Genomic DNA, 13,199 nt, shown 5'->3' on the forward strand with positions numbered 1-13,199 from the left:
CACCTCGGCGAAGTGGTGTCGATCAAGCGCACGGACAGGGCGAGAGACGCCTCAGGTCAAGCGGGGCGAGGGACGCCTCAGGTCAGGCGGGCGTCGATGAGGTCGAGCGCGGCGGGCACGCTGTCGGCGACCATCAGCAGGTCGAGACCGGCCGGCTTGAGGAAGTTGCGGTCGGCCAGGGTGCCGAGCCAGTCGAGCAGCGGCTGGTAGAAACCCTCGGCGTCGACCAGCACCATCGGCTTGGCGTGCAGGGTCAGGGTGGCGGTGGTCCAGACCTCGAACAGCTCGTCGAGCGTGCCCAGCCCACCGGGCAGCGTGACGAAGGCGTCCGACTTGTCGATCATCAGCGTCTTGCGACTCGCCATGCCGTCGGTGACCAGCAGCTCGTCGGCGGCCAGGTCGGCCACCTCCAGGTCGACCAGGGACTGCGGGATGACGCCCACCGTGCGGCCGCCGGCGGTCCGCGCACCGTCCGCGACCGCGCCCATCATCCCGACGCAGCCACCGCCGCTCACCACCGTGTGCCCGCGCCGGGCCAGCTCCGTGCCGGTCTCGGTGGCGAGCGCCAGCCAGCGGGCGTCGAGGGTACGTGAGGACGCGCAGAACACGCAGACGTCTGCCATCTCAGCGTGGCCCGCCCGGGCCCTCGGGCGCGGCCTCGGCGGCGGCCTGCTGGTCGGCGGCCGCCCGGGCGACCGCCTCCTCGCGGACCGCCTCCTGCTCGGCGGAGAGCACGGCCTCGGCCTCCACGATGTGCCGGACCGCCTCGTTGACGTCGTCGGTGACGCGGATCAGGTCGAGGTCGCCCGGCCCGATCTTGCCTTCGGCGGCCATGGTGTCGCGCAGCCAGTCGAGCAGGCCGCCCCAGTAGTCGGCGCCCATCAGCACGACCGGGAACCGGGTCACCTTGCCGGTCTGCACCAGGGTGAGCGCCTCGAAGAGTTCGTCCATGGTGCCGAAACCGCCGGGCAGCACCACGAACGCCTGGGCGTACTTGACGAACATGGTCTTACGGGCGAAGAAGTAGCGGAAGTCGATGGCGAGGTCGACCCAGTCGTTGAGGCCCTGCTCGAACGGCAGCTCGATGCCGAGCCCGACGGAGAGGCCACCGGCCTCGCCGGCGCCCCGGTTGGCGGCCTCCATCACGCCCGGCCCACCGCCGGTGATCACCGCGTAGCCGGCCCGGGCCAGCGCGCCGCCCAGCTCCTCGGCCAGCAGGCACTCCGGGCTGTCCGGCTTGCTGCGGGCCGAGCCGAAGACGCTTACCGCGGGCGGCAGGTCGGCGAGCGTGTCGAACCCCTCGACGAACTCGGACAGGATCCGCAGGGCCCGCCAGGCGTCCTTGGTCTTCCAGTCGCTGCGTCCCCGGGAGTCGAGCAGCCGCTGGTCCGCGGTGCTGTTCGGGATCGCCCGGTTGCGCAGCGTGACCGCTCCCCGGTGCCGCTCCGTCCGCGGCCCCTGCTCAGCCGGCCTCCCGCTGCTCTCGCTCATGGAGCCACCGTAGTGGAGCGATGGCGAAGCGGCGCGCAGGCCGGCGAGCCGGAGAAAATCTTTGCGATCAAGGCAACTAATTCGCTCGCTGGTACGTCTTACTATTCACATACCCGGTATGCCTGGGAGACGCGCCTTCGGGGGAGGAGCCAGCGTTTTGATCAGCAGCAGCGAGATGATCCGGATCCGCCGGCAGATGCAGCGGCGGATCCACGACGTGGTGGCCGAGCGCCGCCGCGCCCGGATGATGGAGGCCCACCGCGCCGAGCCGACCGGTGCGACCGACGAGGCGGACACTCCGCTGAGCACGAGCGTCTGACGATCCGGGGCCCGCGATGCCGGGCGCGGGCCCCGGATCGATGCGGGTCAGGCCGAGGCGAGCCAGCGGTGCAGGGTGGCCGCGCCGTCACGGATCTTGGTCAGCTCGACGTGCTCGTCCTTGTGGTGGGCCAGGTTCGGGTCACCGGGTCCGAAGTTCAGCGCCGGAATGCCCATCGCGGCGAACCGCGCCACGTCGGTCCAGCCGAACTTGCCGATCGGCGCGGCGCCGACCGCGGCCAGGAACTCCTGCGCGGCCGGGTTGTCCAGCCCCGGGGTCGCGCCGGCCGCCGCGTCGGTCACCCTCAGGTCGAAGCCGGCGAAGACCTCGCGCAGGTGGGCCTCGGCTCCCGCCGGGTCGCGGTCCGGGGCGTACCGGTAGTTGATCTCGATCTCGCAGCGGTCGGGGATGACGTTGCCGGCCACCCCACCGGTGATCCCGGTCGCGTTGAGGCCCTCGCGGTAGTCGCAGCCCTCGATGGTCACCCGACGTGCCTCGTACGCGCCGAGGCGGCGCAGCACCTCCCCGGCGCCGTGGATGGCGTTCACCCCGTGCCAGGACCGGGCCGCGTGGGCCCGCTCGCCGTGTGTGGTGACGACCGCCCGCATCGTGCCCTGGCAGCCCGCCTCGACGATCCCGTAGGTGGGCTCCAGCAGCACCGCGAAGTCGGCCTGGAGCCACTCGGGGTGGGTCTGGCCCACCAGGGTGAGGCCGTTGTAGCGCGACTCGATCTCCTCGGCCTCGTAGAAGAAGTAGGTGACGTCGTAGCGCGGATCGGGCAGCGTCACGGCCAGGTGCAGCGCGAACGCGACCCCGGACTTCATGTCCGAGGTGCCGCAGCCGTACATCAGGTCGCCGCGCATGGTCGACGGGAAGTTGCCGTTGAGCGGGACGGTGTCCAGGTGCCCGGCGAGCACCACCCGCTGCGCCCGGCCCAGCTCGGTGCGGGCCATCACGGTGTTCGAGTGTCGATAGGTGCGCAGGTGCGGTACGCCGCGCAGCACCTCCTCGACGCAGTCGGTGATCGCCTTCTCGTTGAGGGACACCGACTCGATGTCGACCAGGGCACGGGTCAGCGCCACCGGATCGGCCAGGACCTCGGGGGTCAACGGGTTCTGCATGTCTCGCACGGTACCGTCATCCTCGGTGGGCGCGAGGCACACGTTCCGCGCCCGCGGCCGCGAGCAGCGGCGGACGCCGCCGCCGAACGAGAGGTGACACCGTGACGTCCGCACCATCCGCCTGGGGCATCGGCCTGGCCACCGTCACCGCCGACGACCAGGTGCTCGACACCTGGTACCCGACCGGCAAGCTGGGTCTCGGCGAGCTGCCCCTGGTGCCCGGGGAGGACCAGGCCGACGTGCTGGACCTGCCGCCGGGTGCGATCGGTGAGCGGGCGCTGCCCGGCCTGCGTACCGTCGAGGTGACCACGGTGATCGGCTCGTTGGACGACCCGATCAAGGACGCCGCCGACGCGTACCTGCGGTTGCACCTGCTCTCCCACCGCCTGGTGCGGCCCAACGAGCTGAACCTCGACGGCATCTTCGGCAAGCTGGCGAACGTGGCCTGGACCTCGGCCGGTCCGTGCCCGCCGGAGCGGGTGGACGAGCTGCGCGTCATCGAGCGGGCCGCCGGCCGCCACCTGGCGGTCTACGGGGTGGACAAGTTCCCGCGGATGACCGACTACGTGGTGCCGGCCGGCGTGCGGATCGCCGACGCGGACCGGGTCCGGCTCGGCGCGCACCTGGCCGCCGGCACCACCGTGATGCACGAGGGCTTCTGCAACTTCAACGCCGGCACGCTGGGCACCTCGATGGTCGAGGGGCGGATCGTGCAGGGCGTGGTGGTGGGCGACGGCTCCGACGTCGGCGCGGGCGCCTCGATCATGGGCACGCTGTCCGGCGGCGGCACCGACAAGGTGCGCATCGGCGAGCGCAGCCTGGTCGGCGCGAACGCCGGCATCGGCATCTCGCTCGGCGACGACTGCGTGGTGGAGGCCGGCTGCTACGTCACCGCCGGTTCCAAGGTCACCCTGCCGGACGGCCGGGTGGTCAAGGCCCGCGAGCTCTCCGGTGTGGACGGGCTGCTGTTCTGGCGCAACTCGGTGACCGGCGCGCTGGAGGCGCGGCCGCGCACCGGCCGGGGCATCGAGCTGAACGCCGCCCTGCACGCCAACGACTAGCACGTCGTCCCCGTCCGGGTCCGCGGCGTGATCGCCGCGGACCCGGACGGTCGGACTCACCGCAGGCGGTACGCCTGAATGATCCGCTGGGTCACCGTGTTGCCGGCGTCGTCGCGGGCGGAGGCTCGCAGCGACACGTAGCCGGGCCCGGCCGGGTGCCGGACGGTGGCGGTCCAGCCCGCGCCCTGCTTCTTCAGGGTCGCCTTCCGCCACGTCTTCCCGCCGTCGTAGGAGACGTCGACGGTGAGCGCCGCGACCTTGCCGGCCGGTGCGCCGGGCTGGCGCTGCACCGTCACCGGGACGGTGAACGTCCGGCCGGCCGGCGCGGTGCCGTCCACCGAGAGCGGCGGGGCGAACCGGACCGCCATCGCCGGCAGCCGCGCCGGCTCGTCGCCCGGCACCCGCTTCGAGCGGAACGTCCAACTCGCCGAGACCTCGGTGCTCAGGTCGGTGAAGCTGCGCTTCGCCAGCGTGTCGACCCGGTAGTTCGCGACGCCCGGAGGCACCTCGAACTCGCCGTACCCGGCGGCTTCGATCTCGTCGACCAGCTTGCCGTTGCGGTAGATCGCGGTGCGTTCGGTGTCGTTGAGCGAACCGCCCGGGTGCCCGGCCGCGTCGCTGTGCACCGGCAGCGAGACCACCACCGTGTTCCCGGTGCGGGTGATGCCCTGTTCCGGCCAGCGCGGCCGCGGGAAGGACGGGCCGAACGGCGCGTTGTTCCAGACCTCGGCGTAGCTGTGGCCGGCCCGGTAACGGCTGGGCCCGGACTCCAGCACCGCCTGCACGTCGAGCCAGCCTTCCTCGGCCCGCTTGCCGAAGTCCAGTTCGGTGCTCCAGCGCGTCCGGGCGGTGGTGAAGTGCTCGACCCGCTTGCCCGGCACCGGCACCGGCAGGCCGACCGCCGAGCCGCCCATGTTGTAGTCGGGCTCCGGGAAGATGATCCGTTCCGTCTCCCCGCCGTAGCCGGCCGCGAACCGGTTGGTGACGGTGGCCAGGTCGGCGGGTCGGTAGTGCCGGACGAATCCGGTCGGGAACCGGCCGGGGAACATCTCGTTCAGGGCGTAGAAGTACGGGCTGCTCGCCGGCGCCTTCGCTTCCGCCCACTGGCTGGCCAGCGCGCCGACGAAGACCTTGTCGGAGACGTTGCGGCCGAGTTGGGCCGAGTAGAGGCCGTCGAAGCTGTCCGTCCAGAGCCCGAAACTGTTGTAGTAGTCGCCGAAGCCCCAGGCGGCGGTGAAGTCGATGAGCAGCGGGGCGGCGCCGCGCTGCGGCACGGTGCTGCGCACCGGCTTCCCCCGTCGGGCGTCCAGGTCGAGCCGCTGGTTGCCCTTCACCACCAGCTCCGGCTGGGTCAGCATGGAGATCTCCGACCAGCCCTGGTCGCCGTCGACGAAGAGCAGGCTCTGCACCCCGTACCGGCCCTTGGGCACCCGGACGGTGACCTCGCCGTCGGCGTCGAACAGGTCCCAGGTGGCGGCGTCGGCCAGCCCGATCAGGGTGGTGTAGAAGCTGCCGGTGAGGGCGCCGGCCCGGTTGCGGTGGGTCACCGTCAGGTCGTAGCTCTCCACCTCCCGGTTGACCGCCAGCGGGGTCACCGCGACGGTGTCGCCGGACCGGGCGGTCAGCCGGCCGGTCCAGTAGCCGTCGGCGCCGAGCCGGGTGTCCACCACGACGGTCACCTGGGCGGTGCCGCCGGCCGGGACGGTGAGCCGGGTCGCGCTGAGGGTGACCATGCCGGCCGGCGCGGTCCGCCCGCCCGGGCCGGTGAACTCGGTGCCCAGATCGAGCGTGAGCGCGGCGGCGCCACCGTTGCGGTAGGTGACGGTTCGGCTGATCGGCTTGTCGTCGGCGTGCGGCCAGAGCGCGACGCCGAACGACACCGACGGCGGTTCGCTGGTCACCTGCTCGGTGATCGCGTGGGCCACGTCGACCCGGCCGGCCCCCTGCTGGAACGCGGTCTGTTCCGGGTGCGGCCGGGCGGAGGCCATCAGGGTGGCCTTGTAGCGGCCCGCGTTCCAACCGGGGTGCTGCTGGGCGATCAGCGCCACCGCGCCGGCCACGTGCGGGGTCGCCATCGAGGTGCCGGAGAGGGAGACGTACTTGTCCCCCACCGGGTCGCCGATCTGGCCGTGGGCGGCGCGGGCGGCCACGATGTCCACCCCCGGTGCGGTGATGTCCGGCTTGATGGCCCCGTCACCGACCCGTGGCCCGCGGCTGGAGAAGTCGGCCAGCTCGTCGTTCCGGTCGACGGCGCCGACGGACAGCGCGGCGTCGGCCGTGGACGGCGAGCCGACCGAGCCGTCGGCGCCGTCGTTGCCGGCGGCGACCACGAAGAGCGTTCCGGTCTGCGCGGTGAGCGTGTCGACCGCCTGCTCCAGCGGATCGACCTCCGGGGTGTCCCAGCCGCCCAGGCTCAGGTTGACCACGGTGGCGTGCTGCTCGGCCGCGGCCCACTGCATGCCGGCCAGGATCGCCGACTCGGTGCAGCCGAACTCCTCGCAGACCTTTCCGGACAGCAGCGTGGCGTCCGGGGCGACACCCCGGTACTTCCCGCCGGAGGCGGCTCCGCTGCCGGCGATGATCGAGGCGACGTGGGTGCCGTGCCCGACGATGTCGTCCGGGTTCGCCTCCTCGCTGAAGTTGCGTGACTCGGCGACCTTGCCGGCCAGGTCCGGGTGGGTGAGGTCGACGCCGGTGTCGAGCACCGCGACCTTCACCCCCTTGCCGGTCCAGCCGGCGGCCCAGGCGGCCGGCGCGCCGATCTGCGGCACACTGTGGTCGAGCGCCACCCGTCGGCGGCCGTCCAGCCAGATCCGGTCGACACCCCCCGCCGCGTCGAGCCGGGCGCCGGAACGGCCCGCGCCGACGGCCCGCCAGAGCGCGCCCGCGTCGGACTTGGCCGCGGCGAGCGCCGCGCCGCCGATCGCCGGCAGGTCGCGGGTCACCCGGGTGCCGGCCAGCGGGGCCGTCGCCCGCCGGGCCACCCCCGGGCGGTACGACACCAGCAGCGGCGTGCTGTCGCGGTGCGCGTCGTCGTAGCCGGCCGCGATCAGCCCGGTGACGTCGAACAGGCGCGGGTCGAGCCGGCCGGACCGGACCAGCGCCAGCGCGTCCTGCGGCACCACGCTGAGACCGGTCTTCTCCCGGCGGACCAGGAACTGGAGCTTGGCGCGGCCGGCGCCGGGGCGGACCGCCGCACGGCCGCCGTCGGCGACGGTGACCTGGTCGCCGGTGATCAGGGTGACGGTGGCGGGGTGTCCGGCCGGCCCGGTGCGGGCGGGCGTGCCGGTCGGCGCCGCCGGGGCGGCGGCGTGTGCGGGCACCGGCAGGCCGAGCGCCAGGCCCAGGGTGAGGCCGAGCGCGGCCAGTTTTCTGCGGTTCCGGGGCAACCTTTTCTCCTCCGTGAGGCGTCATCGTCGATGAGGAACACATCGACGCGGGCTATCAGAATTACATACCGGGTATGTAACCGGAAGTCGCCATTCCGATCCGATCGGCTCCAATTCAGATGCCGAACCCGGGATGATCCCCCGATGACCTCCATGAAGGACCGGATGCTGGCCGGCGAGCTCTACCTCGCCGACGATCCGGCGATCGTCGCCGACCTGGATCGCGCGGCCCGACTCACCGAACGCTTCAACCGCGGCTCCGCCGACGACCCGCAGGGCCGCGCCGCCGCCCTGCGCGAACTGCTCGGCTCGCTCGGCGAGGACGCCTGGGTCCGGCCACCGTTCCACTGCGACTACGGCTACCAGACCCACATCGGAGCACGCAGCTTCGTCAACTTCAACGCGATCTTCCTCGACGTCGCCCGGATCAGCATCGGCGCGGACGTCCAGATCGGACCGAACGTGCAACTACTCACCGCCACCCACCCGGTGGAGCCCGAGGCCCGCCGGGCCAAGTGGGAGGCGGCCGAGCCGATCACCATCGGCGACAACGCCTGGCTCGGCGGCGGCGTGATCGTGCTCGCCGGGGTGAACGTCGGCGACAACACGGTGGTCGGCGCGGGCGCGGTGGTGACCCGCGACCTTCCCGCGAACGTGGTGGCGGTAGGTAACCCCGCCCGCCCGATCAGAACCCTTCCCTAACGTCCTGAGCTGCTGAAACAACCCCTCAGGGGGATGCGAATTCCCGAATCACGGTGCACTCTGAGTAGTGAGATGCTCACCCTGGGGAGGCCGCGATGGAGCGCGTGCTGGAACTACGGGTGCACGGGGTGTCGAACACCCCGCCGGGTCAGCTGCTGGGTCTCGACCCCGGAGCGAGGGCCGGCGGCAAGCCGCCCGGGCTGGTGGCCGGCGGACAGGTCACCGGTTTCTACCGCTCGCCCGCCGGCGCCCGGGACGACCCGATCAGCGTCGAGGCGTACAGCTGGGGGAAGCTGACCTCCGGCGCGCGGACCCGGCGGGACATCGAGCGGGCCCTCTGGACGCTGCTGCTGCCCTTCGCCCTGGCCAACGTCGCGCTGCACGCCCGGGCCGGCATCCCGGCCGACCCGGACCGCGAGCGCTGGGCCAGCCGGTCCGGCATCACCGCCTGGCTCATCCGGCTGTTCTGCCTGAGCCTGACCTGCACCCTGGTGATCACCGTGACCGGCATCGGGGTGGACCTGGTCGGCTGGCAGTGCGTGAGCCGGGAGTGTCTCGGCCAGATCCCCGGACCGTGGGAGTTCCTCGGCGACCCCTGGTGGCGTCAGGGCACCCGCACGCTGGCCCTCGGGCTGCTGCTGCCGCTGCTCGTGCTGGGCGCCATCGGCGTGCTCGCCTGGCGCACCTACCAGTACGAGGCGGAGATGCCGGCCGAGCCGCGCCACCGGCCGACCGGCCACGACGACGGGCCGGCGGAGCCGCCCGAGCCGCTGGAGAACCCACTGCAGGACCCGACGTTCTGGAACGGGGAGGGCCAGTTGCGCCGGGCCGCCGTGTTGCACCTGTGCACCGGAGCGGTGGCCGCCGCCGCCGTACCGGTCGGAGCAGTGCTGATCATGGATCCGCCGCGCGGCCTGCGGGCCGCGGTCGCCTGGCCGACCGTGCTGCTGTTCGCCACCGTGGTGACCATCGCCGTCGTCGCGGTCGGCCGCCCCTGGCTCAGCCGACGCCAGGGCGCCACCCCGCTGGGCCGGTGGAGCGCCGCGGTGGCGGCGCTCACCGGGCTCGGGCTGGTCGGCACGTTCGTCCTCCTGCTGCTCCCCGACGGTCCGGCCGGTCCTCCGCTGACCACCTACCGGCTCCCGGTCGGGTGCGCGACCACGCCGGGCCTCGCCGGGTGCGACGCCGCGCGCCCGCTGCCCGGCTACGAGACCGCGCTCGCCTGGCTCGTCACCTACCAGGTGCTGCTGCTGGTGGCCATCGGCGCCGCGAACCGCTCCGGTCGGCGGGCGCTGGCCGGGCCGGTGGCCGCCGCCGCGCTGCTGCCACTCGCGGTGGTCTGGATCGAACGCGGCCTGCCCGCCCTGCCCGCCGCGCCGGCCGGGCTGCACACCTGGATGCTCGTCGGCCCCGCCATCGCGGTGGCCGTCGCCGGGCTGCTGCTGCCCCGGCTCCGGCCCGCCGTGCCGACCCAGCCGCTCGGCGCGTACACCGGTTTGGCCTGGCACGGCTGCGCGCCGGCGGTCATCGCCGGCTTCGGCTGGATGATGGCCGTCGCGTACTGCGCCGGGCTGGTCTACTGGGTGAGCGAGCGGCTGGCCGGCCCGGACGAGCCCGGCCACCCGAGCCCGGTGGTGCCGCCGCTCGCCGTCTTCTGGGCCGGGCTGGCCTGCGTGATCGGGCTGATCACCCTGCTCGGGCTGCTGGTCCGGGCAGCGGTCCTGCTGCACGGCCTGCGCCGCGCGGAGTACGCCGGGCTCACCTCCGCCGGCGGCCTCTCCGCGCACGACCTGCGCCGCTGCCGCGACGTCAGCACCTACCGGGCGCTGCACCGGCTGGTGGGCGAGCACGCGGTCCGGCTGATCGGCTGCTACGCCGCGGTGTCCGCGGTCCTGATCACCCTCTGCTGCACCGCCGCGCTCTCCGGCCACCGGCCCGACCCGCTCTCCCCGGCCGGCTGGCAGACCGTGATCCACTGGACCGCCGAACTCGGTGACGCCGTGCTCGGCTGGCTGCCGGTGGTGACGAGCGCGCTCGGGTTGCTCATCTACCGCACCGACTCGGTACGCCGCTCGGTCGGCGTGATCTGGGACGTGTGCACGTTCTGGCCGCGGGCCGCGCACCCGCTCGCCCCGCCCAGCTACGCCGAGCGGGCCGTGCCGGAACTCCAGACCCGGGTGGCCGGGCTGCTGGCGCTGCCGCCGCAGCACCCGGACCGGATGGACGGCGTGATCCTCTCCGGGCACAGCCAGGGCACCGTCATCTGCGCGGCGGTGCTGCTGCAACTGCCCAGGCGGTGGCGGCGGCGGACCTGGTTCTTCTCCTACGGCTGCCAGCTCACCCGCCTCTACGGCCGGGTCTTCCCGTCCTACTTCGGGCCGGAGCGACTGCGCACCCTGGCCCGGGCGGTCACCTGGCCCGGTGGGCACGTCGCCTGGACCAACTTCTGGCGGGACACCGACCCGCTCGGCTGGCAGGTCAGCGCCGGGCAGCGGGACGTGCCGGTCACCGACCCGGAGGCGCTGCACCCGTCCGGCGGGGAGGTGGCCGACCCGCCCATCCGCAGCCACAGCGGCTATCCGGACGCGGTGGAGTTCGCCCGCGAGCGGGCCGTGGTGGCCCGCCTGCTGCGCCGGAGCGTGCCGTCACCCCGCCCGGGAGCCGGCTGAGCGTGGCACGCCACCCGATCGGCCGGCCGCCGCCGCGCCGGTCGTCAGCCCTGCGGCGGGTCGGCCAGCCGGACCACCAGGTCGGCGTGCGCGGCCGTGCCGGCGACCAGCCGCGCGTTCTCCTCGTCGCTACCGAGCGCCCAGGCGCGGGCCTGCTCCGGCGACTTCCCGTGGGTCTCGTGCCGGGCGGTCAGGCGGCGCAACCGCAGCTCGGCGTCCAGGTCGAGGAACCACGCCTGGTGCAGCAGCGAGCGCACCTCCTCCCACGGGTCGTCCCGCAGCAGCAGGTAGTTGCCCTCGGTGACCACCAATCGCACCGCGGGCGGCACCTCGATCGCGCCGGCGACCGGCTCCTCCAGGTCGCGGCGAAACTCCGGCACCCACACCGAGGTCGGCTCCAGCCGCCGCAGCCGGCGCAGGGTGGCCACGAAACCGTTCACGTCGAACGTGTCCGGCGCGCCCTTGCGCGCCGCCCGCCCCAGCCGGGCCAGTGCCGAACCGGCCAGGTGGAAGCCGTCCATCGGCACCAGCCGGGCGGTCGGGCCGACCTCGGCGACGACCCGTTCGGCCAGGGTGGACTTGCCCACGCCGGGCGCGCCGGCGATGCCGAGCAACTGCCGCGGGCCGTCCTCGGCGAGCGCCCGCGCGCGGGCGACCAGCTCGTCGAGCGCGAGCACCTGAGCCGGCGGCATCAGCCGAGCACCGGCTCGCTGATGGTGAAGCGCGCCTCGACCGCCGCCTGCACCGGCTGCGGCGCCGGATCCAGCTCCAGCTCCGGCACGGACTCGCCGGACCGGGCGTACGCCGCCTTGGCCAGCATCGGCGGGGCCGCGGTCAGGCCGGTGTCGGCCAGCTCGCGCAGCGCGGTGACGCGGGCGCCCAGCGCCTCGGCGTATTCCCGCGCGCGGGCCAGGGCGTCGGCGATCGCGGCGTGCCGCGCCTCCCGGTGGGCCGGGCTGTCCGGCCGCAGCGACCACACCGGACCGGCCACCTCGACCTGCTCGTGGTCGGCCAGTCGGAGCATCAGCTCGCCGAGCGAGGTGAAGTCGGTGACCGTGACCGTGGTGCTGACGCTGCCCTGCCAGGCCACCACGCGGTCACCCGCACGCTTCGTCACCGGCCAGACGTTGACCTGCCCGGCCTCCCGCCGGTCCACGGCCGGCTCGGCCGCGTCGAGCAGCGCCCGCACCGCGGCGGCCCGTTCGGCCAGCCGGGTCAGCGTGGTCTCCCGATCCCGGTCCCGGGCGACCGCGGTCACCGTGAACCGGGCCAGCTCGGGAGCGACCTCCCGGTAGGCCTCGCCGCGTACCGCCACGACCGGTGCGTCCGCCATGCCGCTCAGCCTAACGGCGGGGTCGCCGGCAGGTGCGCGGTGTACTCGACCGCGTCGGCGACCACCCGGCACCCGGTCAGGTGGCCTCCGGCCGCGCCCAGGTCGCGCAGGTAGGCCAGCTCGACCGCACGGTCCGCGCCGGCCGGGAACTCCCGCCGGTGCGCGGTGAACGCGCGGCCCCGCAGCGCGGTCCGCGCCGTGCGGGCCTCGGCCAGCCGCCCGGCCAGCGCCGCGGCGTCCCCGGCCCGCAGGGCGCCGGCCAGGTCGTCCAGGAAGGCGCCCACCTCCGCCAGCTCGGTCAGCACCTGGTCCCGGTTGCCGAGCAGCATGTTCGCGGTCCGCTCGGGCGGGCCCCCGGCGACCCGGGTGCCGTCGGAGAAGCTGCCGGCGGCCAGCGCCAGCACCGCGTCCCGCAACGCCGAACGCTGCACCGTGCCGGCCAGCGCGCCGGCCAGCAGGTGCGGCACGTGCGAGGCGAGCGCGGCGGCGGCGTCGTGCTCCGGGGCCGACATCGGCACCACCCGGGCGTGGAAGGCGTCGACCAGCAGCGCGGTGAGCCGGCGGAACGCGTCCACCCCGGTCGGGCCCGGGCAGAGCACCCAGGCCGCGCCGTCGAGCAGCTCCGGGCCCGCCGCGCTCAGACCGGCCCGATCGGCGCCGGCCATCGGGTGGCCCGGCACGAACCGGTGCCCGAGCCCCTGCGAAGTGGCGGCGGTGGTCACCTCCGCCTTGACGCTGCCCACGTCGGTGAGCACACACCGGTCGTCGGTGGCCGCGGCCACCCGGGCCAGCGTGGCCGGCAGCGTGGGCAGCGGGCCGCAGACGAACACCACGTCCCGACCGGCGACCGCCTCCTCGACCTCGCCGGGAGCCGCGACGCCCCGTTCGCGCACCTGCCGCCGGGCCACCGGGTCCGGGTCCCAGGCGGCGACGTCGAGCCCGGCGGCGCGGAGCCGCAACAGCACCGACCCGCCGATCAGCCCGGTGCCGACCACCGCCGCGCGTGCCAGCCCGCCGGCCTCGCCCACCATCGGTCCACCTCGGCGTCTCCGTCGTCGGCGGAGCCCGGGCGGCCCCGCGGGAAGTCCCGCCGAGGATATCGCCCCTCCCGCCG

11 protein-coding genes are annotated in these 13,199 nt (G+C 74.2%); 4 read left to right on the forward strand and 7 right to left on the reverse strand.

The window, feature by feature from the left end; translation table 11 throughout:
• Positions 1-77: 77 nt before the first annotated feature.
• The gene (locus tag ACGFI2_RS20345) at positions 78-623 is read right to left on the reverse strand and encodes a TIGR00730 family Rossman fold protein (protein ID WP_393519175.1); all 546 of its coding nucleotides are present in this window, start codon (positions 621-623) and stop codon (positions 78-80) included.
• A gap of 1 nt (position 624) precedes the next feature.
• Positions 625-1,491 (reverse strand): TIGR00730 family Rossman fold protein, encoded by an 867-nt coding sequence (locus ACGFI2_RS20350; protein ID WP_393519178.1) that lies wholly within the window; start codon positions 1,489-1,491, stop codon positions 625-627.
• 157 nt (positions 1,492-1,648) lie between these two features.
• Here ACGFI2_RS20350 and ACGFI2_RS20355 point away from each other — a divergent pair, with 157 nt between their 5' ends.
• On the forward strand, positions 1,649-1,810 hold the full coding sequence (locus tag ACGFI2_RS20355) for a hypothetical protein (RefSeq protein ID WP_393519181.1): 162 nt from the start codon (positions 1,649-1,651) through the stop codon (positions 1,808-1,810).
• Between the two features lie 47 nt (positions 1,811-1,857).
• Here ACGFI2_RS20355 and dapE read toward each other — a convergent pair whose 3' ends face one another.
• A complete protein-coding gene (dapE, locus tag ACGFI2_RS20360) occupies positions 1,858-2,931 on the reverse strand; it encodes a succinyl-diaminopimelate desuccinylase (protein ID WP_393519183.1) in 1,074 nt (357 codons plus the stop codon).
• 101 nt (positions 2,932-3,032) lie between these two features.
• Between dapE and dapD the strand changes: the two genes are divergently transcribed.
• Positions 3,033-3,992, forward strand: a complete 960-nt coding sequence (dapD, locus tag ACGFI2_RS20365; RefSeq protein WP_269690067.1) for a 2,3,4,5-tetrahydropyridine-2,6-dicarboxylate N-succinyltransferase — start codon at positions 3,033-3,035, stop codon at positions 3,990-3,992.
• 56 nt (positions 3,993-4,048) lie between these two features.
• On the opposite strand, the gene ACGFI2_RS20370 is transcribed toward dapD, so the two are convergent.
• Complete coding sequence (locus ACGFI2_RS20370; RefSeq protein ID WP_393519187.1) at positions 4,049-7,381, reverse strand: S8 family serine peptidase; 3,333 nt, start codon at positions 7,379-7,381, stop codon at positions 4,049-4,051.
• A gap of 144 nt (positions 7,382-7,525) precedes the next feature.
• On the opposite strand from ACGFI2_RS20370, the gene ACGFI2_RS20375 reads away from it, so the two are divergent.
• Together ACGFI2_RS20375 and ACGFI2_RS20380 are read left to right on the forward strand one after the other, a co-directional pair.
• Complete coding sequence (locus ACGFI2_RS20375; protein ID WP_393519190.1) at positions 7,526-8,083, forward strand: sugar O-acetyltransferase; 558 nt, start codon at positions 7,526-7,528, stop codon at positions 8,081-8,083.
• A 95-nt stretch (positions 8,084-8,178) separates the two neighbouring features.
• A complete protein-coding gene (locus tag ACGFI2_RS20380; RefSeq protein WP_393519193.1) occupies positions 8,179-10,752 on the forward strand; it encodes a hypothetical protein in 2,574 nt (857 codons plus the stop codon).
• A gap of 44 nt (positions 10,753-10,796) precedes the next feature.
• On the opposite strand, the gene ACGFI2_RS20385 is transcribed toward ACGFI2_RS20380, so the two are convergent.
• From ACGFI2_RS20385 to ACGFI2_RS20395, 3 genes are read right to left on the reverse strand one after another with little or no spacing between them, the layout of a single operon-like run.
• Entirely contained in the window at positions 10,797-11,444 is a 648-nt protein-coding gene (locus ACGFI2_RS20385; protein WP_393519196.1) for a nucleoside/nucleotide kinase family protein, read from the reverse strand.
• Entirely contained in the window at positions 11,444-12,085 is a 642-nt protein-coding gene (locus ACGFI2_RS20390; protein ID WP_393519198.1) for an SIMPL domain-containing protein, read from the reverse strand. Before ACGFI2_RS20390 ends, ACGFI2_RS20385 begins: the two co-directional genes overlap by 1 nt.
• A 5-nt stretch (positions 12,086-12,090) precedes the next feature.
• The gene (locus ACGFI2_RS20395) at positions 12,091-13,116 is read right to left on the reverse strand and encodes a prephenate dehydrogenase (protein WP_393519201.1); all 1,026 of its coding nucleotides are present in this window, start codon (positions 13,114-13,116) and stop codon (positions 12,091-12,093) included.
• Between the last annotated feature and the right edge of the window lie 83 nt (positions 13,117-13,199).

The organism is Micromonospora sp. NPDC049282 (assembly GCF_043197045.1).
In the GTDB taxonomy this organism is placed as follows: Bacteria; Actinomycetota; Actinomycetes; order Mycobacteriales; family Micromonosporaceae; genus Micromonospora.

Bases quoted from the DNA above. Each gene is read 5' to 3' on its own strand.
- ACGFI2_RS20345 (WP_393519175.1), bottom strand. From the start codon at position 623: ATGGCAGACGTCTGCGTGTTCTGCGCGTCCTCACGTACCCTCGACGCC.
- ACGFI2_RS20350 (WP_393519178.1), bottom strand. From the start codon at position 1,491: ATGAGCGAGAGCAGCGGGAGGCCGGCTGAGCAGGGGCCGCGGACGGAG.
- dapE (WP_393519183.1), bottom strand. From the start codon at position 2,931: ATGCAGAACCCGTTGACCCCCGAGGTCCTGGCCGATCCGGTGGCGCTG.
- ACGFI2_RS20375 (WP_393519190.1), top strand. From the start codon at position 7,526: ATGACCTCCATGAAGGACCGGATGCTGGCCGGCGAGCTCTACCTCGCC.
- ACGFI2_RS20380 (WP_393519193.1), top strand. From the start codon at position 8,179: ATGGAGCGCGTGCTGGAACTACGGGTGCACGGGGTGTCGAACACCCCG.
- ACGFI2_RS20385 (WP_393519196.1), bottom strand. From the start codon at position 11,444: ATGCCGCCGGCTCAGGTGCTCGCGCTCGACGAGCTGGTCGCCCGCGCG.
- ACGFI2_RS20390 (WP_393519198.1), bottom strand. From the start codon at position 12,085: ATGGCGGACGCACCGGTCGTGGCGGTACGCGGCGAGGCCTACCGGGAG.
- ACGFI2_RS20395 (WP_393519201.1), bottom strand. From the start codon at position 13,116: ATGGTGGGCGAGGCCGGCGGGCTGGCACGCGCGGCGGTGGTCGGCACC.